The organism is Pseudomonas silesiensis, from assembly GCF_001661075.1.
Taxonomy (GTDB): Bacteria; Pseudomonadota; Gammaproteobacteria; order Pseudomonadales; family Pseudomonadaceae; genus Aquipseudomonas; species Aquipseudomonas silesiensis.
In genome coordinates this window covers 2,845,340-2,868,541 of record NZ_CP014870.1, presented here as the reverse complement: position 1 = coordinate 2,868,541, position 23,202 = coordinate 2,845,340, and the positions used below count along the sequence as shown (strand labels likewise).

General features: G+C 60.5%; 20 protein-coding genes. 12 read left to right on the top strand and 8 right to left on the bottom strand.

All coding sequences use genetic code 11. The features are described 5' to 3' along the window. Positions 1-67: 67 nt before the first annotated feature. Positions 68-1,000 (bottom strand): GlxA family transcriptional regulator, encoded by a 933-nt coding sequence (locus PMA3_RS12880; protein ID WP_064677502.1) that lies wholly within the window; start codon positions 998-1,000, stop codon positions 68-70. 125 nt (positions 1,001-1,125) lie between these two features. Here PMA3_RS12880 and PMA3_RS12875 point away from each other — a divergent pair, with 125 nt between their 5' ends. After that, positions 1,126-4,611: a hypothetical protein gene (locus tag PMA3_RS12875; RefSeq protein WP_064677501.1), complete on the top strand. Its 3,486-nt coding sequence runs from the start codon at positions 1,126-1,128 to the stop codon at positions 4,609-4,611. On the opposite strand, the gene PMA3_RS12870 is transcribed toward PMA3_RS12875, so the two are convergent. Next, a complete protein-coding gene (locus PMA3_RS12870) occupies positions 4,608-4,808 on the bottom strand; it encodes a YbdD/YjiX family protein (protein ID WP_064677500.1) in 201 nt (66 codons plus the stop codon). The two genes, PMA3_RS12875 and PMA3_RS12870, sit on opposite strands and share 4 nt — an antisense overlap. 201 nt (positions 4,809-5,009) lie before the next feature. Between PMA3_RS12870 and PMA3_RS12865 the strand changes: the two genes are divergently transcribed. Then, a complete protein-coding gene (locus tag PMA3_RS12865; RefSeq protein ID WP_064677499.1) occupies positions 5,010-5,495 on the top strand; it encodes an adenosine-specific kinase in 486 nt (161 codons plus the stop codon). A 71-nt stretch (positions 5,496-5,566) separates the two neighbouring features. On the opposite strand, the gene PMA3_RS12860 is transcribed toward PMA3_RS12865, so the two are convergent. Continuing rightward, positions 5,567-6,187, bottom strand: coding sequence for a cell wall hydrolase (locus tag PMA3_RS12860; RefSeq protein WP_064677498.1), 621 nt, complete (start codon positions 6,185-6,187; stop codon positions 5,567-5,569). A 142-nt stretch (positions 6,188-6,329) separates the two neighbouring features. Here PMA3_RS12860 and PMA3_RS12855 point away from each other — a divergent pair, with 142 nt between their 5' ends. From PMA3_RS12855 to PMA3_RS12815, 9 genes are all read left to right on the top strand, one after another. Further along, a complete protein-coding gene (locus PMA3_RS12855) occupies positions 6,330-7,181 on the top strand; it encodes a CAP domain-containing protein (protein ID WP_064677497.1) in 852 nt (283 codons plus the stop codon). Between the two features lie 317 nt (positions 7,182-7,498). After that, a complete protein-coding gene (locus PMA3_RS12850; RefSeq protein ID WP_064677496.1) occupies positions 7,499-8,398 on the top strand; it encodes a bestrophin family protein in 900 nt (299 codons plus the stop codon). Between the two features lie 512 nt (positions 8,399-8,910). Beyond that, positions 8,911-11,352: a hypothetical protein gene (locus PMA3_RS12845; protein WP_064677495.1), complete on the top strand. Its 2,442-nt coding sequence runs from the start codon at positions 8,911-8,913 to the stop codon at positions 11,350-11,352. A gap of 171 nt (positions 11,353-11,523) precedes the next feature. Next, complete coding sequence (gene napE, locus PMA3_RS12840; RefSeq protein WP_064677494.1) at positions 11,524-11,691, top strand: periplasmic nitrate reductase, NapE protein; 168 nt, start codon at positions 11,524-11,526, stop codon at positions 11,689-11,691. Between the two features lie 33 nt (positions 11,692-11,724). Further along, a complete protein-coding gene (locus tag PMA3_RS12835) occupies positions 11,725-11,985 on the top strand; it encodes a chaperone NapD (protein WP_064677493.1) in 261 nt (86 codons plus the stop codon). Beyond that, positions 11,982-14,486 carry a nitrate reductase catalytic subunit NapA gene (napA, locus tag PMA3_RS12830; RefSeq protein WP_064677492.1) on the top strand — a complete coding sequence of 835 codons (2,505 nt, stop codon included), beginning with the start codon at positions 11,982-11,984 and terminating at the stop codon, positions 14,484-14,486. The genes PMA3_RS12835 and napA overlap by 4 nt, the downstream gene beginning before the upstream one ends. 11 nt (positions 14,487-14,497) lie before the next feature. Then, positions 14,498-14,983, top strand: coding sequence for a nitrate reductase cytochrome c-type subunit (locus PMA3_RS12825; RefSeq protein WP_064677491.1), 486 nt, complete (start codon positions 14,498-14,500; stop codon positions 14,981-14,983). 9 nt (positions 14,984-14,992) lie between these two features. Then, the gene (locus PMA3_RS12820) at positions 14,993-15,589 is read left to right on the top strand and encodes a cytochrome c3 family protein (protein ID WP_064677490.1); all 597 of its coding nucleotides are present in this window, start codon (positions 14,993-14,995) and stop codon (positions 15,587-15,589) included. A 194-nt stretch (positions 15,590-15,783) separates the two neighbouring features. Then, positions 15,784-16,800: a GlxA family transcriptional regulator gene (locus PMA3_RS12815; RefSeq protein WP_064677489.1), complete on the top strand. Its 1,017-nt coding sequence runs from the start codon at positions 15,784-15,786 to the stop codon at positions 16,798-16,800. 219 nt (positions 16,801-17,019) lie between these two features. Here PMA3_RS12815 and PMA3_RS12810 read toward each other — a convergent pair whose 3' ends face one another. From PMA3_RS12810 to PMA3_RS12800, 3 genes are all read right to left on the bottom strand, one after another. Beyond that, the gene (locus PMA3_RS12810; RefSeq protein ID WP_064677488.1) at positions 17,020-18,360 is read right to left on the bottom strand and encodes an MFS transporter; all 1,341 of its coding nucleotides are present in this window, start codon (positions 18,358-18,360) and stop codon (positions 17,020-17,022) included. A 182-nt stretch (positions 18,361-18,542) separates the two neighbouring features. After that, a complete protein-coding gene (locus PMA3_RS12805) occupies positions 18,543-19,754 on the bottom strand; it encodes a M24 family metallopeptidase (RefSeq protein ID WP_064677487.1) in 1,212 nt (403 codons plus the stop codon). 344 nt (positions 19,755-20,098) lie between these two features. Next, positions 20,099-21,187: a GlxA family transcriptional regulator gene (locus PMA3_RS12800; protein WP_082930312.1), complete on the bottom strand. Its 1,089-nt coding sequence runs from the start codon at positions 21,185-21,187 to the stop codon at positions 20,099-20,101. A 248-nt stretch (positions 21,188-21,435) separates the two neighbouring features. On the opposite strand from PMA3_RS12800, the gene PMA3_RS12795 reads away from it, so the two are divergent. Further along, positions 21,436-21,909, top strand: coding sequence for a DUF2059 domain-containing protein (locus tag PMA3_RS12795; RefSeq protein ID WP_237140714.1), 474 nt, complete (start codon positions 21,436-21,438; stop codon positions 21,907-21,909). 10 nt (positions 21,910-21,919) lie between these two features. Here the strand turns inward: PMA3_RS12795 and PMA3_RS12790 are convergent, their stop codons facing one another. Together PMA3_RS12790 and PMA3_RS12785 are read right to left on the bottom strand one after the other, a co-directional pair. Beyond that, positions 21,920-22,342, bottom strand: coding sequence for an HD domain-containing protein (locus PMA3_RS12790; protein ID WP_064677486.1), 423 nt, complete (start codon positions 22,340-22,342; stop codon positions 21,920-21,922). 74 nt (positions 22,343-22,416) lie between these two features. Further along, entirely contained in the window at positions 22,417-23,088 is a 672-nt protein-coding gene (locus PMA3_RS12785) for a DUF2268 domain-containing putative Zn-dependent protease (protein WP_064677485.1), read from the bottom strand. Between the last annotated feature and the right edge of the window lie 114 nt (positions 23,089-23,202).

Here is a 23,202-nt window from a genome sequence, read left to right as displayed (position 1 = left end):
ATCGTTGGCGACCATCGTCGGAACGCCGCCCGGAGCAAGCTCGCTCCCACAAGGGATAGGCAGGAGATCACCCGCGATTAGCCCGCTGAATCACCTGCGGCGGCTGCCCGAACGCCCGGATAAACGCCCGCCGCATCCGCTCCCGATCGCCAAAACCGGTATCGGTCGCTACCACGTCGATAGGGTGACGACCGGTTTCCATCATCAACCGCGCCGCCTCCACCCGCAGGTTTTCGATGGCCTTGGCCGGCGATTGCCCGGTTTCGGCATGGAACACTCGACTGAACTGCCGAGGGCTGAGATTGGCCGCGCCGGCCAGCTCCTCGACCGATAACGCGGACTTCAGGTTCTGCTTGGCATAGGTCAACGCAGCCTGGATACGATCGGTCTTGGGCTCCAGTTCCAGCATCACCGAAAACTGCGACTGCCCGCCTGCACGTCGGTGGTAGACCACCAATTGCCGAGCCACCCGCCGGGCGACTTGCGCGCCCAGATCCTTTTCCACCAGGGCCAGCGCCAGATCGACACAGGCGCTCATCCCGGCGGCAGTCCAGACATTGCCGTCGTTGATGAAGATCCGGTCTTCTTCGACCTTCACCTTGGGGTACGCCTTCTGCAGCGCCGGGGCATGACACCAGTGCGTGGTCGCGCGTCGGCCATCGAGCAAACCGGCTTCGGCCAGTGCGATCGCACCGGTACAGATAGACCCCAGGCGCCGAGTGGTCTGGCTGGCACTGCGCAGGAATTGCACCATGGCGGGGGAAACCGGACGGATCAGGTTATCGCCCATCACCAGCAGCGTATCGAACGAGCGCTGGTCGAACGCCGTGGTTTCCACGCCAAAACCGGCGGAGGTCTGCACCGTGCCGCCGTGCTCGGACACCAGGGAAATACTGTAGACCGGTTCATCGGTGGCGGTATTGGCCAACTCGAAGGTGGCGCACATGGCCAGACCGAGCACTTGAAAACCGGGGTAGACGATGAGTCCGATGGGGAGCATGGCGTTGTCTCGCTTGACTGAAAATGTGGCAATGCCTACTTCCAGGCCATCAACTTTGCACTGTACGCGCCAATCAGGTCTATACCTAACTGTTAACAGTTGCCCGAAAACACGAGGCACAGGCCATGAACAGCAATGGTTCTGGCACTAATCTGGCCTTCTGGCTGCCAGGCAGTGCGGTTATCCTCAGTCTGGTGGTGTCGATGTTCGCCCTCAACCGCGAACCCTTCCTTGAGCCGCGCCCCATCGGCGCCCAGTTCCAGGCACAACTGCCCATCGAAGCGCGGCTGTGGCAAGACCCGTTCGATGCGGTCGAGCGTTATCGCAAGAAACTCGCGGACAGCAAGAACCCGGATGCCGAGAGCGTCTGCAGCCCCGGCATATCAGCGTTGGCCGGAGCAAAAGCGGCCCCCGACATCATGGTGGCGCTGGTCGAAGGCGGCCCTTACGCCGATGAAGTCGAACGGCGCCGGCGCATGCGTTACGCCCTGCTGGCGGGGTTCAAGAACGCTCACCGGGTACCGGATCAGGAACAGTACATCCATTGCTTGCGACTCGCCGCCAGCCTGTCGCCTGAGGTCCCGCCCAAATCCGGTTACGTCGACGTGCCCTATGAAATATTCGTTTCCAATCCATTCGATCCGCCAACGGCACTCGAAGGCGCGCCACCGCCTCCTGACCGAACGATCGTGTTCTGGTTGAAACAGGACGCGCTCGGTTCAACGCCGTTGCAGCAACTGGAGCAACTGCGCCAGACCCTGACCAGCAAAATCAGTACAGCCTGCACGCCTCGATGTTCCGAACCACCCGCCAACGCCGTCCTGAAGGTCATCGGCCCTTCTACCTCGACCGTCCTGCGCGACATGTACCAGGACCAGGACATCGGCAAGGCCACGTCCACCGTGGAAATCTACTCACCGCTGGCCACGGCCGATAACGATACCCTGGAGCGCGGTTACCGGAAACTGTCGCCAGCGCTGGAAAACCGGGCCCCCATGAAGTTGCTGCGCACCGTCAGCGACGACGGCACCATGACGCAGCTGATGCTCGAGGAACTGAAGTTGCGCCGTGTCGATCCGGCCACCGGTTTGCGTTGTAGCCAGGGCACGCTGCAGCGGATCGGCTCGCCCTGTACCCGCGACCTTCGCCGCAGTGGCAATCGCATTGCCTTGATTGCCGAATGGGACAGTTTCTACAGCCGCGCCCTGATCGAAAGCTTCAAGACGCAGGTCACCAAAGATGCGCGCCTGGGCAGTGACGAAAACAACCACAGGGACGTGGTCGATCAGTGGATTCTGCGCTTCAGCTATTTGCGTGGCCTGGACGGACGCCTGCCGGATGAGTCCGCGAGCAATGATAAAAGCGCCGGTGCCGATCCCGGTAAAAATAAAGACGCCACGCAAATCGATCTCAGCCCCCTGGAAAAATCCGACGGCAACTCCCAGCTCGATTACTTGCGGCGGCTCGCCGACCACATTGCCCGGGAGGACGAAGCCTACCAACGCAACGGCGAAAGCGGCATCGGCGCGATCGGTGTGCTGGGTGTCGACGCCTACGACAAGCTGTTGGTGCTGCAGGCGCTCAAGAGCCGGATGCCGTATAAACTGTACTTTTCCACTGACCTCGATGCCCGCATGCTGCAACGGGGCCAGGCGCAAACCACGCGTAACCTGATACTCGCCGCACCTTATGGCCTGACGCTGACCCGCGCCTTGCAACAGGACGTGCCGCCGTTTCGCGACAGCCTGCAAAGTGCGGTATTCATCTCGGTGCTGGCCGCACTGGCACCGCAACCCTTCGATGCCAAACGCGCGAAATTCGACTATTCGAAATCGGAGCTGCTGTCGCCAGGCATCTATGAAGTGGGCATCAGCGGCTTCATTCCCTTGGCCAGCCGGCTTACCGCCTCGCGCCCGGCAACCTGTGAAGCTCCGGCCCAATCGCAGTCCGATCGAGGCGTCCGGCCCCACGACCTTATGGCCCTGCGTTGCCTGCAGGACCGGTCGCCACCGCCCTACCCCGAGCCCGGCCAATCGATTCGCGATCGATTCAAGCAGTCCCAGTCATTCTTCTGGGCCGGGCCGCTGACGCTTACCCTGCTGTTACTCGGCGGGTTTATCGTCTGGTGGCGGATCGAGGGCCCGCACGCTAATCACGATGCGCGGCTGGCTTGGGTCCGCGGCGTGCCGATCACGCTGTTCATGGTGGCGGCTGTCTGCGCCTTCATCGCCACGCGGTTCTGGCACGCGGAGTTCCTCTGGTTCACCTTCGTACTGATCCTGCTGGGTATCGTCTCATCGAATCTGACCCGGCGCTCGGCCAGGCAACTGGCGTTGACCCAGGCAACGACGACTACCGCAGGCACTGACTTGTACAACGCCCGGGCCTGGTACATCGTGGTCCCGCTTGTCATGTTCATCCTCGCCCTGATGCTGGCGTACCAGATGCGCAGCACCTTGACCGACAACGGGCTCGGCGAGCCGATGTTCCTGTTCGAAGGCATCAGTGCCTGGCCCACCATGGCCCTGCGGCTGCTGGCGGTATTGATCTCCCTCTCGGCGCTGGCATGGGGCTGGCGCAACCTGCGCATCAACCGGGCCGAGATCGAAGCCGCGTACCATTTGCGCCTGCACATGCGCCAATACGAGATGACCTTGTGGGGCCAGGTTCGAGGCTTGATTCGCCGAGGCAAAGACTGGAAGTGTCGGCGCTGGAGCAACGAGCTGGGCCATTTCCTCATGCTGATTTTCTTCCCGCTGCAGAACGCGAGCGAGGAATGGTCAAAGTCCTGCGCACCGGCACAGGCCGCGTGCACGGACGGGCGCAAGACGATCGTGGTTGCCCGCTTCTGGGGGGAGCACTGCGTCTGTGGCTCCTTCGGTGCGCGGATGCTGCGGGCCATGCTCGCCACTTGGGTTTATGTAGTGGTCACCAGCGTGCTGTTTGTCGTCTGGCCCATGCAGGGCATGCCCATACGAGGTGACTCGATGGGGTGGATGATGACCTGGCTGATTCCCACCCTGGTGTTCCAGCTCCTGGTGTTCTGGGTGGTGGACGCCAACCTGCTGCTGACGCGATTCATCCGCCATCTCAGCGAGCATCATGCGATCTGGCCCGGCTCCCTGCAGCTGCAGCACAAGAAAACCTTTGGCCTGCTCAAGCATCCGTGCATCGACGAATGGGTGGATTTGCAACTGATCGCCAAGCGCACCTCAGCTGTCAGCCGCCTCATCTATGCGCCGACGGTGGTCCTGTTGATCCTGTTCGCCTCGCGCAGCAGCCTGTTCGATAACTGGCCGACTCCGCCAAGCCTGATCCTTTCATACCTGCTGACGGCGCTGATTTTGCTGGTCTCCGCGCTGTCGCTGCGCCGTGCAGCGGAAAAGACCCGTACGCTGGCCTTGCAACGGCTCGACACCTACCTGCTGGAAACACCCGAAACGACGCCTGGCTACGCCAAGTTCAAGATGATCCGCGAGCGGGTGGCGACGCTCGCTACCGGCTCGTTCTCACGCTACTCCGAAGATCCGCTGATCAGGGCACTGCTGCTGTCGCTGACCGGGATCGGTGGCTCGGCCATTGTCGATGCATTGAACTACGCGAAGTTCTAGCAGCAGCGGGTATTGCATTTGCCACGGCCGAAGCGGGCTTCCTGACGCTCGCGGAAAAACGCCGGGTAGGTCATGACCGGCTCGCCGGGATGATTGATCGCCATTTGCGCGACGTAGTTGTCGTAATCGGGAACCCCGACCATTAAACGCGCACTCTGGCTAAACAGCCTGGCGACCTGCTGCAGTCTGCGGTACATGGCAAATCTCTCTATGCAGTGTTGGGACGGCCCCATGAAACCGCAGTTTTGTATCTGCAATGTGTCAGCCCACGGGGCGTTTGTATGTTCACGTATCCACAGCCGTGACACCTGGGCCCCAGTACGATAGCGGGCTGTGAATAGCTATGCTTGATCTGTAGCCGACAGCCTGCAGCAACACCGTGAAAGGAGGCGTTTGACATGCAACTCATCACCGTGAACATCGACAAACCCGAAGCGACGAATTTCATTTTCGGTCAGACGCACTTCATCAAGTCCGTCGAAGACATCCACGAAGCGCTGGTCAATACCGTGCCCGGCATCCAGTTTGGCGTGGCGTTCTGCGAAGCCTCCGGCCAATGCCTGGTGCGCTGGTCCGGCACCGATCCGGCCATGATCGAACTGGCCCAAAAGAATGCACTGGCTATCGCCGCGGGCCACAGTTTCATCATTTTTCTCGGGGACGGGTTCTATCCGCTGAACGTCTTGAACACGCTCAAGATGGTGCCGGAGGTGTGCCGGATTTTTTGCGCTACGGCCAATCCGACCGAAGTGATACTCGCCGAGACGGACCAGGGACGCGCGATTCTGGGCGTCGTCGATGGGTTCTGTGCCAAGGGCATTGAAAGCGAAGACGACATCCTGGGGCGCAAAAACCTGTTGCGGCAAATTGGCTACAAATTCTGAGTGACAGTGCGGGCATCTCGTCAACAACAAGACCCGCGTGGCAATGGCAATGCCCGGCTAAAAGCGTGGCGCTACTTCGCCGACTTTCCATGGGGCTTGTAAAACCGGAACAAGCCGATATCCGCCGTCCTGATGTACTCCCTGGCCCAACCCGGCTTCACCGTGCGGTCATGGAAATACAGCGCGCCGCGGGTGCGATCCGGCAATTGCTTGTTCAACGCCTTGCGCGCGATTTCCTTGGCGAGGGCGTAAGGCACCTCTTCCTGGACCGAGTCAGGGCGCCCGTCACACCACCACGAAAACTGGCAACTCCCGGTTTCGGAGCCTTGCTTGACCACACCGCACACCGTATCCGGGAACCCCCCGTGGCCCAGTCGGTTCATGACGACATTGGCCACCGCTTCCATGTCGACGGAATCCTTGCCCTTGGCTTCCCAATAAATGGAACGGGCCAGGCACGTGATCGCGTCGTCCAGCGGTGCGGCGCCTGCGGGGTCGACAGCCTGGACTTCAGACTTAGTAATGGCTTCGGCTTTGCGCGCGGGTGCGGGGCTGCTGTTCTCGGCGGCTTTTTGCTCGAGCACCTCGGCCTTGTTCTCGGCCGCTTGTTGTTTTTGCTGTTGATCCGCGGCGATGGCGGGACCGGCGAGCAGCATCATGGCAACGCAGGTGGCTATCCAGTGGAGGCGCATGATCGAAATGACTCGGTGGGCAGTGTCGCTTCAGTGTAGTAGTGAAATGATAGCAATCACGCCACGGTAAACTGAAAAATCCATTGCCTTCGAGGGGGCAACTTCGCGCATTATGGCCGCAGTCCGTTCAAGGAGGATTTTCATGCGCTTCATTTCATCCGTCAGCTGTCTTGCCACGTTAACACTGGGCCTGTTGTGCGCCGTGAATGCGCGGGCAGCCGACGAGAAACAGCTGATCGACTCGATCAACAGCTACCGCAGCCAGTCGCAGCCGTGCGAGGGCCAGGCCTCACCAGAGCTGCCACCGCTGGCGGGCGATCCACGGCTGGCGTTGTCAGCCACCAGCATCGGTAACCTGCAGCAGGCCTTGGCGACGGCGGGTTATCCGATGGTCAACGTGCAGGCGATCAGCCTGTCCGGCCCCCGTGACGCACAGTCCGCCATGACCGCGATTCGCGAGAGTTTTTGCCAGGTGGTGCTCGACCCGCAATTCGTCGACATCGGCGTCAGCCGCCAGGACCGTGAATGGCGCATCGTGCTCGCCCGTCCGCTGTTGAGCGGGCGCCTCGGCGATTGGCAGGCGGAAGGCCAGAAGCTGCTGGCCGAACTCAATGTCGCCCGCAGCCGGCCGCGCCAGTGCGGCACGCAAGCCTTTGCCGCCACCACGCCGCTGACCTGGAACACCACGCTGGCGACGGCGGCCGAGACTCACTCGCGCTCGATGGCCAACAACAACTACTTCGATCACAAGGACCGCGATGGCCGCACGCCGGGTGACCGGGCCGAACTGGCGGGTTACAGCGGTCAGCAGATCGGCGAAAACATTGCCGCCGGGCAAGACACCGTGCGCAGGGTGGTGGATGGCTGGGTGTCCAGTCCCGGGCATTGCGCAAACCTGATGAACCCCGGGTTCCAGGAGTTGGGCGCGGCGTATGCGGTGGATCCGAAGAGTGATTCGGGGATCTACTGGACGGCGATGTTTGGTACCCCATAAAACGCCCGGATACTAATCCCCCTCTGTAGGAGCGAGCTTGCTCCGGGCGGCGTTCCGACGATGGACTCAAGAGCGACGCGTTCTTCCAGACAGCTCGCGTCATCGTTGTCGTCCATCGTCGGAACGCCGCCCGGAGCAAGCTCGCTCCTACAGGGAAACGGGGCCCGCCTTTCAACGAGTGCGCGTCATAGATGCTGTCGATCAACCGGTCATAACCAGTGATTGGACGCCCTGCCACGTTGCATTTAGCCTGCACACTCAACATCCGTGAACAGCGCAGCCCCCCTCAAGGTGAACACCTGCGCAGGTAGACCACCATGATCGTCAGACCCAAACCCAACCTGATCAACATCCTCAGTGCGCTCAAGGGCTCGATCGCCAAGCGGATTGCCTTGCGCAGCCTGATGGTCACGTTGCTGGCCTGCGTCATCGTGCTCGTCGAAACCCTGCACCCCAGTTTTTTTGCCAAGGTCAACGCCACGCCGTTCACCTTGCTGGGCTTGTCCCTGTCGATTTTCATGAGCTTTCGCAACAACGCCTGCTATGACCGCTGGTACGAAGCGCGAAAAGCCTGGGGCGAAATGATCGTCGGGATCCGCTCGCTGATTCGTGAAACCCAGGTCATCAAGAACGCGAACGAGCGCCAGGTCATCTTGCGTAACCTGTGCGGTTTCGCCCATGCGCTCAACGCCAGACTGCGCTCGGAAAAGGAACTGGATGCCGCGTGTGACTGGCTGGACCCCATGCCCGCGGGCAACGTGCCGGATATCAGCGGACGCATCCTGATCGAGGTCGGCCGGCAGTGTTCGGCACTCGGCGAGTCGGGGGCAATCAGTGAGTGGCGCTATACATTGATGGCCAACCACCTGACCGACCTGACCCGGTCTCAGGCCATCTGTGAACGCATCAAACACACGCCCCTGCCCTTCGCCTATACCCTGCTGCTGCACAGAACCACCTACCTCTTCTGCATCTTGCTGCCCTTCGCCATGGCTGAACCGCTGGGCTGGCTGGCGCCGGTGTTCACCGCGATCGTCAGTTACACCTTCTTCGGCCTGGATGCGATCGGCGATGAGCTGGAGGACCCGTTCGGCCGCGACGAAAACGACCTGTCCACCGATGCCATGGTGCGCACCATCGAACGGGAAGTGCTGGCTGCGCTGGGGGCGACGCAACTTCCCCCGGTCCTGGAGCCGGTGGATTATGTGTTGCGCTGAAGTCGCGACCCGAACAGCAGGACGGCTGGTTTGCGCAGACCTGCACTCGCCGCCCCGGCCATCAATGGGATCGATCATTCAAATCATGAAGCCGAATTTTTAATTTGTCCTTGAACTGTGCAAAATGCCGCCCATTCGAATAGTCAGGATGAAAAACTTCATGAATCTCAATTTTGCATTTGCCTGCATGATCGTGGTCTCGTTTGCCATTGCATTGAGTCAAGGCTGAGCTGAACCGGCTGCGTTGAAACGTTCGCGCAAGGCCATGCATTGAGCAGACCCATCAGCGATGCGCCGGGCAGCCCGTTCGTCTCATCGGGTTGCACTGTCAATATTTCGCAACCTTACTGCTAGGGTGGCACGGCGGCATCAGGATTTCGGCGCCCCTGTACAGACAGCCGTGCACAGCAACGTGGGGGTTCGATTTTCTGTGCATCGAGGAAGATCGGCACGGCAGTCGCGTTCTGCGGTCAAGGCTGTGAAAGCAAGCGCCGTGTCTGCCGGAGAACGCCATGCGCCCGTACGCAATCCTGACACTGCTTGTTGCACTGTGGGCCGTGTGTCATGTCTGGCTGAAGGTTCTCGGCAAATTTCGACGCAAGACAGTCGATCGTCCAGAAAGCAAGACGCGTACAGGCAGCCTGACAGTACTGAAGCGCCTGCGACACCTGGCGGGGACAGGGGCCATCATCATTGGCACCGTGATCCTGCTCATGCTGGCATGCCGTTTCCTGTCTTCAAGCACCCGCGTCGTACCCCAGGCGGCCATTGACCCGGCACAGTCGGTCCTTTGGGTGACCAGAGAAATCGGCCAATACGGCACATTCCTGGGCATCCTCGGCTTACTCGGCGTCGGCCTTTCGTTGTACTTTGCAGCGCGCCAGGCACACGGGCTGTCCAGCGAAGAATCGGGCAACGACCCCGGCCCGGTGAGAACGCCTGCGCCTTATGTCACCACCGCTCTGCTCATTCTTTCCCTGATTGGCTGGAGCGCCGAACCCCTGGCCTACAACATGCAGCTGATGGTCAACAACCTTCGGATGAATGCGGCAGATCAACAAGCGCAGCGGGACATGGAAGACGCACTGTCCGCCCTTCCCCCGCTGAAGCAGGCCAATGCCAAACCCGCCAATCCAAAGACTGCTGCCCCAGCGGTCCAGGCCGCCACCCGGCTTTTCGTCCGGGCAGCCCTCAGTGACATGACCCGCAGCCCTGTCTTCGTGCAATGGGTGCAGGTCACGCCGTCAAACCGCAGCGAGTCTGAATTTGTCCGTGCAGCCCTGACCGGTCGGCGCATCGACGTGTCCGACTCTGCCGACAGCGCGACGAACGTCCGGCGAGAAGTCGCAGCGACGCTCGGCGATGTGATTGAGGACAAGCCAGGCATTGTCAAAGCACAACAACAGATCGAGCAGGCAATAACCCCCTTTGTCGCGCGCCTTGAACAGCAAAACCCGAAGAGCTTCGCCCATTTGACCGCAGTGCTCGAGCAGCGCTATGGCACCCCGCTCGCCCCTCTGGATGCCCGGGAAAAACTGGTTGCACAGGTGCTGGACCAGGCCTTTGGACCCGTCAATGCCATACCCACGACAGCGTTGGGCAGGCAAGCTAAAACACTGGTCAAGGACCTGGGCAGGAACGCCGTCAGAACCTGGACGCACACCTGGGCGAAGAACTGGGTGACCGAAGCACTCATGAGTTCTGCCCGGCCCGGAGTGCCTGCCGTGGCGGCGCGTCAGGCTTCCTTTGAAGCCACAAACGAAGCTCGTAGCCTGGTCAGATCGCTGATGGCGGCCGAGGGCCAGGGTTGGACACCAAGCCCCCAAGCCCTGCGAGAAGCGAAAATCGCCGAGGCGGTCAGCACCAAGGTCGCCGAACTCCACCCGCCCCCGATGGATACAGCATCGCAAGAGCGTCCGGGTGGCGATGATCGACTGTTCCCCGGGGCCCCTGACTTCGAAGTGGTTTCCAGTGGCTTGCGCATCCGGGAAGTATTGATCGGCCAGGACACCGACGCTCAAGGGATCGATGCCACCCGGATTCGCTGGACCCTGCTACCGGCAACAGCCGCCACCACCAAAGTCACCCTGGAGATCATGTCGAAGGATCAATGGATCAATCTTGGCGTCTATGATGCGGCCATCGTCAACCAGGCATTGCGCTATGCAGCGGAGGGTCGAGTGGTGGCCGTGACGAGTGCGCCCGGTGACGGGAAGTTGATCAGCCGCGCGACTTACACGCATCCCGTGCTGATCGATACGCCGCTGGGCTGCAGGGTGGCAGAGGCAGACCGGCTGCTCGATACGCTCACCGGCGCCTACGCCTCCCCCGGCACCCTACCCGATGTCGCGGGTCCAGGCCTGCCGGATCAGTACCGGCTGGCTGAAGATCACACTCCGCAGTTTCGGGAGCGACGCGTCGCGACAGGACCGGACTGGGCCTGGATGAAACGCTCCCCTGACCGTCTTGGAAATATCGACATCTGGGTCCACACCACCTTTGCCCTTGGGCGCGGGCAGGCTCCCGATAAGGTGAACGGTGGGGCGAGCACCATCGCGATGGATTTCCCTGCGCGGGGCCTCCAGCAATTGCGCCAGCGAATATCGAGCCGTCTGCCAGGTTACCTGAAAGATCAATTGTACAGCCCTTCGTACGACGACTTCATGGCGCCGCTGGAAGACTTCGTGCTACTGCAGCGCTTCTTTCGTAAGGCGCTGGCAGGTGGCCTTGGGCAAGACTTTCCAATCATTCAGCTGATAGCGCTGGAGAGCGCCACACGCAGCTTCGTCCCTTACCAGCCAACAATCCGCTGGGAAGAAGTCCCCGAGGCGAGGCTGATGGAAGTCCTGCAACAGGCAGATCCCGAAGCGCAGGAAAGTTACAAACGCTGGTATCAGGATTACTTTTTTCGGTTGGCGACCAGGCAGGCCGTGTGTGATCGCGTGTCGAGATGACAGAGATCATCCCGTTTACCGAAACCAAACGAAGTAATGGGTTGACCCTTTATAGCGGTTGAAACACCGCAGCCTCGATAATGCACCGCCGGTCGCTAAATGCCCATGCCAGGAAACCGGCGAAAACTTGGTGATCTAGTCTGATTGCAAAGTTCGGCTGGAGATTGCTCGATGCCATTGGCTGAAGAACGCAAACCCGAGCGTCGCAAGGAAACCCGGCTGTTCCTCTTTCTTGTCGTCTGCCTCTTCCCGCTGCTGTCGGTCGCCATCGTTGGCGGCTACGGCTTTCTCGTCTGGTTTTTCCAGATGCTGTATGGACCACCCGGCCCTCCCAACTAATAGCCATCGCTCAAGGCCTATTGGAGCCAGCACATGGACGAAGCTCTGCATATTGCCAGTCTTGTCGTACTCGCCCGGCCCGAATTGTTCGACGCCGTGAAAGCCAACCTGCGCCTGCTGGACGGCCTGGAACTGCATCAGGAAAGTGCGGCCGGAAAACTGGTGGTGGTCCTTGAGGCCGTGCACGAAAACCAGATTCTGCAACGCATCGAACAGATCAACAACCTGCCGGGCGTGCTCAACGCCGCGTTGATCTACCATGAACTCCTCGAACCCGAAGGAGACATCGAATGAGCATGAGCCGCCGAGCATTCGTCAAGGCCCAGGCCGCCGCCATTGCCGCCGCCGCTGCCGGCCTGCCGATCGTGACCTCCGCCAGTAATCTGGTGACCGAAGCGGACATGGTGACCCTGGACTGGAACAAGGCACCCTGCCGCTTCTGCGGCACCGGCTGCAGCGTGATGGTCGCGACCCGGGACAACCGGGTGGTCGCCACCCATGGCGACGTCAAGGCCGAGGTCAATCGTGGGCTGAACTGCGTGAAGGGCTATTTCCTGTCGAAAATCATGTATGGCGTCGATCGCCTGACCCAACCGCTGTTGCGCATGAGCAATGGCCAGTACGACAAGCAGGGCGAATTCCAGCCGATCAGTTGGGAAAAAGCCTTCGACATCATGGAGCTCAAGTTCAAGGAAGCCTTGAAGAGCAAAGGGCCCGGATCAGTCGGCATGTTCGGTTCCGGGCAATGGACGGTGTGGGAAGGTTATGCCGCCAACAAGCTGATGAAAGCAGGCTTTCGCAGCAATAACATCGACCCCAACGCCCGGCATTGCATGGCCTCGGCGGTGATGGGCTTCATGCGCACCTTCGGCATGGATGAGCCGATGGGGTGCTACGACGACATCGAAGCCACCGATGCCTTCGTGCTCTGGGGTTCGAACATGGCCGAGATGCACCCGGTGCTCTGGAGCCGGGTCACCGATCGGCGCCTGAGCCAGCCTCACGTGAAAGTCGCCGTACTGTCGACCTTCGAGCATCGCAGCTTCGAACTGGCCGACATCCCCATGGTGTTCAAGCCGCAAACCGACCTGATGATCCTCAACTACATCGCCAACCACATCATTGAAAGCGGCTCGGTGAACCAGGATTTCATCAGCAAGCACACCCGGTTTGCCCAAGGCGCCGATGACATCGGCTACGGCCTGCGCCCTGACGATCCACGGGAAATGAAAGCGAAAAACGCGGCCAAGGCCAACACCTGGACGGACATTTCCTTCGAACAGTACGCAACGTTCGTCAAACCCTACACCCTGGAGCGAACCGCCAGGGAGACCGGTGTCCCGGCTGAACGACTCAAAAGCCTGGCCGAGTTGTATGCCGACCCCAAGCGCAAGGTCGTGTCGTTCTGGACCATGGGTTTCAACCAGCATACCCGCGGCGTCTGGGCCAACAACCTGATCTACAACATCCACTTGCTCACGGGCAAGATCAGCGAGCCGGGCAACAGCCCCTTCTCGTTGACGGGCCAGCCGTCGGCCTGCGGTACCGCGCGCGAGGTCGGGACCTTCTCCCACCGCTTGCCTGCCGACCTGGTCGTGACCAACCCCAAGCACCGCGCCATCGCCGAAAAAATCTGGAAGCTGCCCGCCGGCACCATTCAGGAGAAACCCGGTTTTCATGCGGTGGAACAGAGCCGCATGCTCAAGGACGGCGTGCTCAACGTCTACTGGACCCAGGCCAGCAACAACATGCACGCCGGGCCGAACATCATGCAGGAAGTGCTGCCGGGCTGGCGTAACCCGCAAAACTTCGTGATTGTCTCCGACGTCTACCCCACCGTTTCCGCCCAGGCCGCCGACCTGATCCTGCCCAGCGCCATGTGGGTGGAAAAGGAAGGTGCGTTTGGCAATGCCGAACGACGGACGCAATTCTGGCATCAATTGGTGACCGCCCCGGGGGACGCCAAGTCCGACCTGTGGCAGTTGCTGGAGTTTTCCAAGCGTTTCACCACCGACGAAACCTGGCCTGCCGAGTTGCTGGCCAAGGCGCCTGAGTACAAGGGCAAGACCCTGTTCGAGGTGCTGTTCAAAAATGGCCAGGTAGACCAGTTCCCCGTCGAGCAACTGGAAGCCGGCTACAAGAACGATGAAGCCAAGGCCTTCGGTTTCTACCTGCAAAAAGGTTTGTTCGAAGAGTACGCCCAATTCGGCCGCGGCCACGGCCATGACCTGGCCACGTTCGACCGTTACCACAGCGAACGAGGCCTGCGCTGGCCGGTGGTCGACGGCAAGGAAACCCGCTGGCGCTATCGCGAGGGGCTGGACCCCTACGTGGAGAAAGGCAGCGAGGTGCAGTTCTACGGTTACCCGGACAAGAAGGCGATCATCTTCGCCCTCCCCTACGAGCCCCCGGCCGAAGCCCCGGATGCCGATTACCCGTTCTGGCTGAGCACCGGACGCGTGCTCGAGCACTGGCACACCGGCACCATGACCCAGCGTGTCGAAGAGCTGTACAAAGCGGTGCCGGACGCCCTGGTGTACATGCACCCCGACGATGCCAAGGCATTGAAGGCAAGGCGCGGCAGTGAAGTGAAGCTGATCAGCCGGCGCGGTGAAATCCGCGCGCGCATCGAAACCCGCGGGCGCAACAAACCGCCGCAGGGGCTGGTGTTCGTGCCGTTTTTCGATGCCAATAAGCTGATCAACAAGGTCACGCTCGACGCCACCGACCCGATCTCCAAGCAAACCGACTACAAAAAATGCGCGATACGCATCGAGTTGATCAGCGTGGCCTGAGGAGAACCGTCATGCCTTTTCGAATCCTGCCGTTGCTCCTGCTCGCTGCGATCGGCGTGGTGATGGCTGCAGACGTCGACTACCCGCTCGATGCCTCCGGGCCGGACGGGCGCCGGCCAGGTGGCACCTTGACCCAGAGCATGCCGGCCCCGCCCATCGCCATCGAAGAAAACAAAGACCTCAAGCGCGAACGCAACTACCCGGACCAGCCGCCCACCATCCCCCACAGCATTCGCGGTTATCAAATCGACATCAACGGCAACAAGTGCCTGTCTTGTCACAGCCGTGCCAATAGCGCGCGCAGCCAGGCGACGATGATCAGCATCACCCACTACATGGACCGCGACGGCCAGGCGCTGGCGGCGGTGTCACCGCGTCGGTACTTCTGTAACCAGTGCCATGTGCCGCAAATGGAGGTGCTGCCCCTGGTAGGCAACAACTTCGAGACCATCGACAAAATATTGCAAGACGACGCCAACGCCGCGCAGAAACCCTGAGGAGGCAAGATGAAAGCACTGTTCGCCCTGCTCAAGGACTACTGGGGCATCCTGCGTCGGCCGAGCCTCTATTACAGCCTGGGCTTTCTGACGCTGGGGGGCTTTATCGCCGGGATCATTTTCTGGGGCGGTTTCAATACGGCGCTCGAGTTGAGCAACACAGAGAAATTCTGCATCTCCTGCCATGAAATGCGCGACAACGTTTTCGTCGAGCTCAAGGACACGATCCACTACACCAACCGTTCCGGTGTGCGCGCCAGTTGCCCGGACTGTCACGTGCCCCACGAATGGACCCATAAAATCGCGCGCAAGATGCAAGCCTCGAAGGAGGTCTGGGGCAAAATCTTCGGCACCATCGACACCCGCGACAAGTTTGTCGCCCTGCGCCGCGAGCTGGCCGAACATGAATGGGCCAGGCTCAAGGCCAACGACTCTCGCGAATGCCGCAACTGCCACAACTTCGAGTTCATGGACTTCACCCGCCAGGGCAAACGCGCCGCTGCCATGCACTCGACGTCCCTGGCCAAGGGTGAAGCCACCTGCATCGATTGCCACAAGGGCATCGCGCACAAGTTGCCGGATATGAGTGGGGTCAAGGGTTGGTAGGCCGCCTTCCCTTTCCCCCTGCCTCGCCCTCCTGAACACCGGTAGCAGATCTCGAAATGCCTATTGATCAGGCTCTGGGTGTAATATCCAGTAACCCGAATACAGGGCTAATCACCATAAAATCGAGATGACGTTGCCACCTGTCGGCAGCTTGCCGCAAAGCGCGTCACTATTACAGTTGAGGAGCGGTAACGATGGCGAAACTCCAGGTGGCGAAACCCGCCGCAGGACGTTCGGCAAAAGAACAACGGCCGGTGAAAACCGTGGGTTTCCTGGTCATCCCCAACTTCACTACCATCGGCTTCGCCTCCGCCGTGGAGACCCTGCGCATGGCCAACATGGCGGCGCGCGAACCGATGTTCCGCACAGTGATCATCGCCGCCAGCCTGGACCCGGTCACGGCCAGCAACGGCATGCGTATCCTGCCCGACTATGCCATCACCGAGGCACCCAGGCTCGACATGCTGTTCGTGGTTGGCTCCAACCCGATCGTCTCCAATCACAGCAGCCGACCTCTGCTCAATTGGCTGCGCAAACTGGCGCACGATCAGGTGCCGCTCGGCGGGATTTGCACAGGCAGCCACTTGCTGGCACGGGCCGATCTGCTCAAGGGCTACCGCTGCACCATTCACTGGGAAGACATCGAAGCGCTGAAGGAGCGTTTCCCCGGGATCATCATTTCCAACCAGCTGTTCGAACTCGATCGCGACCGCTACACCTGTTCCGGCGGCGTGGCTTCGATGGACATGACCCTGCAGTTGATCGCCCGCGAACCGGGCGGCCGGGACATCGCCGCCCATGCGGCCGAGTTGCTGCTGTGTGACCGGGTACGGGGCGCGCGGGAGCAACAGCGTGTGCCGCTGCGGCAGAAACTGGGCACCTCGCAGCCCAAGCTGAGCCAGATGGTGGCAATCATGGAGGCTAATCTGGAGGAGCCGGTGGGCCTGGAAGAACTGGCGCGGTTGAACGAGGTGTCGGTGCGGCAACTGGAGCGACTGTTTCACAAGCACCTGCAGCGTACGCCGAGCCAGTACTACCTGGAACTGCGCCTGTCACGGGCGCGGCAATTGCTGCTGCGCAGCGAGTCGCAAGTGCGCGATATCGCCCTGGCGTGCGGCTTTGTCTCGCCAGCGCACTTCTCCAAATGCTACAGCCGGTTTTTCGGCGTATCGCCTATTGGAGAGCGCAAGCAGGTGGCTGCGGTGCATTGATTGGTTGACCGCGATGGCGGACTGACATTCAACAGGGATGTTGGCTGGACTGGCCCCTTCGCGGGCAAGTCGGATCGCCGCACCGCCGCTCCCACATTAGATGGGTGTTGTACCAAAATTTTGTGTACGAATCGAAACCTGTAGGAGCGGAGCTTGCCCGCGAAGGCATCCTTGAGATCCCCATCGCAGGCAAGCTGTGTCCACAGCGGGAAGATTGACTCAGTCCTGCAAGGCCTTATGCGCCGTCTCCCGACTCGCCAGCATCGCCACCAGTGCCACCGCCGCGGCCGCCAGCAGATACCAGGCAGGCGCCATTTTGTTGCCGGTCAGTTGAATCAGCCAGGTCGCGATAAACGGCGCGGTACCGCCGAACACCGCATTGGCGATATTGAAACTGAAAGCAAAGCCACTGAAACGCACCCGGGTCGGGAAGATCTCGGCGAGGAAACACGGCAAGGTGCCGTCGTTCATCGCCAGGATCGCGCCGAAGGCGATCTGGATCATCAGGATCACGATCAGCGGCTGGTTCTCCAGCATGCCGAACAGCGGAAACGTCAGCACCAGGAACAACACCGAAGCCGTCAGCAACATGGTCTTGCGGCCAAAGCGGTCCGACAGCTTGCCCATCAGGAAAATCAACCCGATATAGGTCGCCAGCGACACCGTCGACGCCAGGAACGAATCGCTCTCGCTCATGCCCATCTCGGTGGACAGATAGGTGGGCATGTAGCTGAGCAGCAGGTAGAAGGCCACCGCGTTCAGGCAGGTCACGCCGATCCCGATCATCACGCTGCGCCGGTGCACAGTCAGCAACTCGCGAACCGGCGAATGGGTCGCGCACTCCTTGGCTTCCAGGCGTTTTTCCATTTCCAGGAATTTGGGCGTGTCCTGCAGGCTCATGCGGATATAACGCCCCACTAGACCAAACGGCGCCGCCAACAGAAACGGCAGGCGCCAGCCCCAGCTGTGCAGGTCCTCGACACTCATCCAGGCATGCAGTCCGGCCACGAACACCGCGCCGAACAGCAGGCCGGCCGCGGTGCTCGCCGGAACGATGCTGGTATACAACCCGCGCTTGCCTTCAGGGGCGTACTCGGCGAGAAAGGCTGACGCCCCAGCGTATTCGCCGGAAGCGGAAAAACCCTGGAACAGGCGGATCAGCAACAACAAGGCCGGTGCCCACAGACCGATATGGTTGTAAGTGGGCAGAATGCCGATGCAGAAGGTCGACACCGACATGATCAGGATCGACCAGGACAACGCACTGCGCCGCCCGTACTTGTCACCGAAGTGACCCCAGACCAGCCCGCCCAGGGGACGCACGATAAACGACAACGCGAACACCGCGAACGTCGCCAACAACGCCGTCGCCTTGTCGGTCTGCGGAAAAAACGTCAGGGCGATGACCGTTGCCAGGTAGCCATAGGCTGCATAGTCGAACCACTCGACGAAGTTGCCCATGAAGCTGGCACTGGCCGCGCGGCGCAAGGCCTTGCGCTCGGACGTCAGTTCACGTTGCTGTTCCAGGGTGGGTGTCAGGCTCGCGCTCTGGGTGCTCATTGCGCACCTCCGGTGGTAAAGGTGCGGTTTTGGATATGGAAAGTCGGGACGCGGATCATGGCAAAACCCCTCTATTGTTTTACTTGGCAGGGTTATGGGTTTGTAGATGCTGCGCGTTCTTGGGCGCGCATGCATCAGTTGCAACAAAAAACGCCGCACAGGCTCACTGTGCGGCGCTCGTCTTACTTCTTGATGATGTTGTGTTCCGGACCATACGGGAAATGGGTGATGTTTTCCCCGCCCTGCTCGTTGACGATCAGGATGTCGTGCTCACGATAACCACCGGCGCCCGGCAGGCCTTCGGGCAGCATGATCATCGGCTCGATGGACACCACCATCCCCGGCTCCAGCACCGTGTCGATGTCTTCGCGCAGTTCCAGCCCGGCTTCGCGGCCGTAGTAATGGCTCAACGTGCCGAACGAGTGGCCGTAGCCGAAGGTGCGGTACTGCAGCAGATCGTGCTCCAGGAAGATCTCGTTCAGTTGCAGCGCGATATCGCAGCAGCGCATGCCCGGCTTGATCAGCTTCAGACCGGCCTCGTGCACCTTGACGTTGACCTCCCACAAGCGCAGATGCTCGTCGGAACAGTGATCCAGGAACAAGGTGCGTTCCAGCGCCGTGTAGTACCCGGCGATCATCGGGAAGCAATTGAGGCTGAGGATGTCGCCCTTGTTGACCTTGCGCGAGGTCACCGGGTTATGCGCGCCGTCGGTGTTGATGCCGGACTGGAACCAGGTCCAGGTGTCCATCAGTTCGGAGTCGGGGAAGGTGCGGGCAATTTCGCGCACCATCGCCTGGGTCGCATGCAGCGCCACTTCATATTCCGGCACCTGGTCACGCAAGGCTTCGACGATGGCCGCACCACCGATGTCCGCTACGCGTGCGCCGTGACGGATGATCGCATGCTCTTCGGCGGACTTGATCATGCGCATGCGCATGCAGGGTGCCGCGACGTCCACCAGTTCGGCCTGCGGGTAACGGCTGGCGAGCTTGTCGCGATTGAGCAGGTTCAGGTGGTCGAATTCGATGCCGATCCGCCCGGCCTTGGGCAAGGCTTGCTGGATCGCGACGAAATAGTTGTCACGCTGCCAGTCGGTGTAGACGATGTTTTCCGTGCCGACAGTCCGGCGCCAAGGCTGGCCGCCATCGATGTTGGCGCTGATGGTGACGGCGCTGTCCTGGGTCACCACCAGTGCGTACTGACGGCCGAAGGAGCAATACAGGAAATCGCTGTAGTAGTTGATGTTGTGATACGAGGTGAAGACCGCCGCGTCGATATTGTTCTGCGCCAGGTAAGCCCGTAATTTCGCCTGGCGATTGGCATATTCCTGGGCCGAAAAGGTCGGCGTCACTTTTTCGCCGTTCATGATCTGGATGGTTTTGGGCATTTGCATGTCATTTATCCTTGTCAGTGATTGCAACAGAAGGCGCCACTCTGGTCGGGCCGCTGAAGATCATTCGAACAGATGCAAAGCGAGGTTTTTTGTGCGAATCCGACCTGTAGTTGGTCAGATCCGCTCTTTGGCAAACGCCCCTCCAACCCATACGCCAAAAACAACAATGCCCCCGTCGGACGGAGGCATTGGGACAGAAATTCACTCGGTCAATGCAGGAGCGAGCTTGCTCGCAAAGGCGGACTTAAATTCAACATTGATGTTGGCTGAAAGGGCCTCTTCGCGGGCAAGCCCGCTCCCACAGTGGGGCTATGTCGATCGCAGGATCGGGGCTCGACGCCAGCTCAGTGTGGGAGCTGGCTTGTCGGATCGCCGCACCGCAGCGAAGAGGCCGGCACATTCAAAATAGAGGCTGACTGACACCCCGCAATCCCTAGCAAATCCCCACCCTCATCCTCCCGCGGATGCGCACCGAAGTACTGGCGATAGCAGCGGGCAAAATGTTGCACCGAAACAAACCCGCACGCCTGGACAACCTCCACCATCGATTGCCCCCCGGCCTGCAGTAACTGACGCGCCCGCTGCAGACGCAAATCCAGATAATGCCGAGACGGCGAACACCCCAGACTGCGCTTGAACAACCGCTCCAGGTGTCGGCGCGACATGCCCATCTTCTCCGCCAGTTCGTCGATACCCAAGGTGCGGCTCAAGTGATCGCCCATCAACGCCAGCGCCGCTTGCAGCCTTGCCGGGGCGTTATGCATGGCCTGTAGCGGCCTGGCCTGGCGCGCGGCGTGTTTCTCCATGCGCAGCACCAGAGCACGTCCGTGGTTGCGGGAGAGCAGTTCGTGCATCAACCCTTGAACAGCCTGCGGCCCGACACAGGTCAGGCGATGACGGTCAACGCAAAACGGCGCAGCCACCGGGTTCAACTCCTTGAAGGCGCCCTGGGACTCACGCGCGTCGGGCTCGGGCAAGCTGCAGCGATAGCCGTCCAGCGCCCCGATCTGCGCCAGCAGCCAACCAGCCTTGCCCAAGGCCCCCAGGCTGATCGGCTGCTGCGCCCAGTAACCCAGCTGCTGGCGAACGTCCGGTTGATCCGCGCCGGCGTGCACGCTATCGCCACCACAGAGGATCAACACGTCCAGTGCCTGGGCCTGATCCAGTTGCACCGTGGCAGTGGCGATGCCGTTGCTGGCGTGCAGTTGCCCTCCATGCAGACTGAGCATCTGCCATTGGCAAAGCGTGCGCCCGGCCACCTGGTTGGCCAGGCGCAGTGGCTCCAGCGCATTGGCCAGGGTGTACAAATCGAACGCTTCCATCAGCCAGAAGCCGATACGCAGCGGCGATGGTTGTGGTCGGTCAGATTCGCCAGGATGGGCGCTAAAGGCATCCTCTCCTGGCTTGAACTTGTCAAAAACACTGCTAACCATGGTTGATCCCCGCGCGCCGCTTTCAAGGTTGTTGCACCCAGGCGAATTGTCGGCGTCAGGGATCCTCGAGGCGTGTCAGATTTCGACCTCAAAGTGTTCGTCAGTACCACTCTTGCAGTTGGCAGGCTATCGGGGAGCGGGTCGAAGCTGAGCGGTTGCTTCACCATCAGTGGCAGTCATTGGCAATATTGGACATTATCGTGCGCAAGCCTGCCGAACCACGACGAACCCTCCTATGGAGCCAAACTGTGAAAAGGATTTATTTTGCTGCTCTCGCGTTGACCATGTTCGCGCTCGCAAGCCCGGTGTCGGCTGAAACACCCTCTCTTGATGCCGCTCGCACGCTCGTAGCCAAGGCACACATGGGCAGTAATCTCCGTGCCCTTGCACTATTGGCAGCGCAGAGAACGGTCACCTACGCGATGATCGCTTCAAAGCTGGGAAGCTCCGGAGCAAGCAGTGCCATAGCTGAGCAAATCAACGCATTGCTGCCGAAGTATCAGCCTGACTGGGACGAGAATCTTGCGCACGCCTATGGAAAGTCATTCTCTGCAAAAGAGTTGTCCTCGCTCGCGGCTGAAGGTACCTCATCGAAATACATGGGCAAAGTAAAGGCACAGCAAGCCGCTATCGGTGGCGATATGCAGGCGAGGTCAAAACCCATCCTGATTGCTCTGGTCACCGAGGCGCTAATGGCGACTCTGGCCAAGCACGTCTTGTAATTGCGCGACGTTACGAGCGCAATACGCCAATCGCCCGCCGATACTTTTCAATGCGCTCCAGATCGTCCCAGGACGGCTGTTCAATCCGCGATAAATCGCTGTTTTCTTCGAGGTCCGCCAATTTGACTACGCGGCCGACCGGGTTCAGGGCCGCGCGTTCGACGAATGCCTCATAGGACTCGCCCGGCACCTTGGTCACCGACGCGATAGCCTCCAGCACCGTTTCGCTGAAGCCTTCCTGGCGCAGGTCCTCCAGGCTGATGCCGCAGTCTTCGACCACGTCATGCAGTACCGCAACGATGCGCTCTTCGAGGGTGTTGACCCGCAACATGACCCTCAGCGGATGCAGGATGTAAGGTGATCCGCCCTTGTCGACTTGCCCTTGATGGGCGTTGGCAGCGATGGCAATGGCGCGTTCCAGTGTTTGAGTCATCTTGCGGTTCCCCGGTTTGAATGCCTGAATGAAGCTGAGGTCGTTGGACCCTTTCCCGACTTGATCAGTTTGACTCAGGGCTTGAGCACCACAATGCCTTCCTCAAGCGCCGAGGCGATAATGTCGGCGGCGGGTACGTTGATCCATGTGGCCCCGTCGATGTCGCCAACCGACGCCAGCCAGCGTCCGACCATCTGATAACCGAGCGTATAACCGAGCCATTTGGGGTGAGCGCCGGAACCGAAGAACCACTCGCTGTGGTTGTAGTACCCCGACTCAAGCGCCTGCAGATCTACTGGATTGCACAGAAGATCGGCGTTACTGACGGCATTTTCCCAAGGCTCTGGATCGCTGCCGAGCAAATGGCGGACAAATTGCCCGGCCAGTCCCTCGCTGACCAAGGCTTCACCCAGTGTCCAGCCATAACCCGGACCCGCCATGCGCAAACAATGATGGACCTCATGCACGATCTGCCGATGCAACGCGCCGCTGCGCAGGCTGGGCAACCAATTGGGGTTATCCGGATCGAGGGTCATCGAGAACAGGGTGCTTCGATACGCTCGCCCCATCAGCCCCAGCTCGGGGATGGTCTCGCCAGGCACGCGCTGGATCAGCACATCAAGTCGCGGTGGGGTGAGCAATCGCGAGACCGTCTTGCAGGCGGTGTCGAATTCGCCGATCACCTCGGCGCGATATTCATCAAGGCTCCCTGAGGCTTCCAGCCAGTGCAGCGTCCACCTGTCCATTATCAGTTCAACCCGAGCATAAGTTTCTAAGTCGCCCCGAGCATATACGCGGGCCCCAAGCCTCTGCATCAGATATTTATACTCAAATGCCAGCTCAATAATATTTGCCAATAC

Bases quoted from the DNA above. Each gene is read 5' to 3' on its own strand.
- PMA3_RS12800 (WP_082930312.1), bottom strand. From the start codon at position 21,187: ATGGTTAGCAGTGTTTTTGACAAGTTCAAGCCAGGAGAGGATGCCTTT.
- napA (WP_064677492.1), top strand. From the start codon at position 11,982: ATGAGCATGAGCCGCCGAGCATTCGTCAAGGCCCAGGCCGCCGCCATT.
- napE (WP_064677494.1), top strand. From the start codon at position 11,524: ATGCCATTGGCTGAAGAACGCAAACCCGAGCGTCGCAAGGAAACCCGG.
- PMA3_RS12810 (WP_064677488.1), bottom strand. From the start codon at position 18,360: ATGAGCACCCAGAGCGCGAGCCTGACACCCACCCTGGAACAGCAACGT.
- PMA3_RS12880 (WP_064677502.1), bottom strand. From the start codon at position 1,000: ATGCTCCCCATCGGACTCATCGTCTACCCCGGTTTTCAAGTGCTCGGT.
- PMA3_RS12790 (WP_064677486.1), bottom strand. From the start codon at position 22,342: ATGACTCAAACACTGGAACGCGCCATTGCCATCGCTGCCAACGCCCAT.
- PMA3_RS12785 (WP_064677485.1), bottom strand. From the start codon at position 23,088: ATGGACAGGTGGACGCTGCACTGGCTGGAAGCCTCAGGGAGCCTTGAT.
- PMA3_RS12845 (WP_064677495.1), top strand. From the start codon at position 8,911: ATGCGCCCGTACGCAATCCTGACACTGCTTGTTGCACTGTGGGCCGTG.
- PMA3_RS12870 (WP_064677500.1), bottom strand. From the start codon at position 4,808: ATGTACCGCAGACTGCAGCAGGTCGCCAGGCTGTTTAGCCAGAGTGCG.
- PMA3_RS12850 (WP_064677496.1), top strand. From the start codon at position 7,499: ATGATCGTCAGACCCAAACCCAACCTGATCAACATCCTCAGTGCGCTC.
- PMA3_RS12815 (WP_064677489.1), top strand. From the start codon at position 15,784: ATGGCGAAACTCCAGGTGGCGAAACCCGCCGCAGGACGTTCGGCAAAA.
- PMA3_RS12820 (WP_064677490.1), top strand. From the start codon at position 14,993: ATGAAAGCACTGTTCGCCCTGCTCAAGGACTACTGGGGCATCCTGCGT.
- PMA3_RS12855 (WP_064677497.1), top strand. From the start codon at position 6,330: ATGCGCTTCATTTCATCCGTCAGCTGTCTTGCCACGTTAACACTGGGC.
- PMA3_RS12835 (WP_064677493.1), top strand. From the start codon at position 11,725: ATGGACGAAGCTCTGCATATTGCCAGTCTTGTCGTACTCGCCCGGCCC.
- PMA3_RS12865 (WP_064677499.1), top strand. From the start codon at position 5,010: ATGCAACTCATCACCGTGAACATCGACAAACCCGAAGCGACGAATTTC.
- PMA3_RS12805 (WP_064677487.1), bottom strand. From the start codon at position 19,754: ATGCAAATGCCCAAAACCATCCAGATCATGAACGGCGAAAAAGTGACG.
- PMA3_RS12825 (WP_064677491.1), top strand. From the start codon at position 14,498: ATGCCTTTTCGAATCCTGCCGTTGCTCCTGCTCGCTGCGATCGGCGTG.
- PMA3_RS12860 (WP_064677498.1), bottom strand. From the start codon at position 6,187: ATGCGCCTCCACTGGATAGCCACCTGCGTTGCCATGATGCTGCTCGCC.
- PMA3_RS12875 (WP_064677501.1), top strand. From the start codon at position 1,126: ATGAACAGCAATGGTTCTGGCACTAATCTGGCCTTCTGGCTGCCAGGC.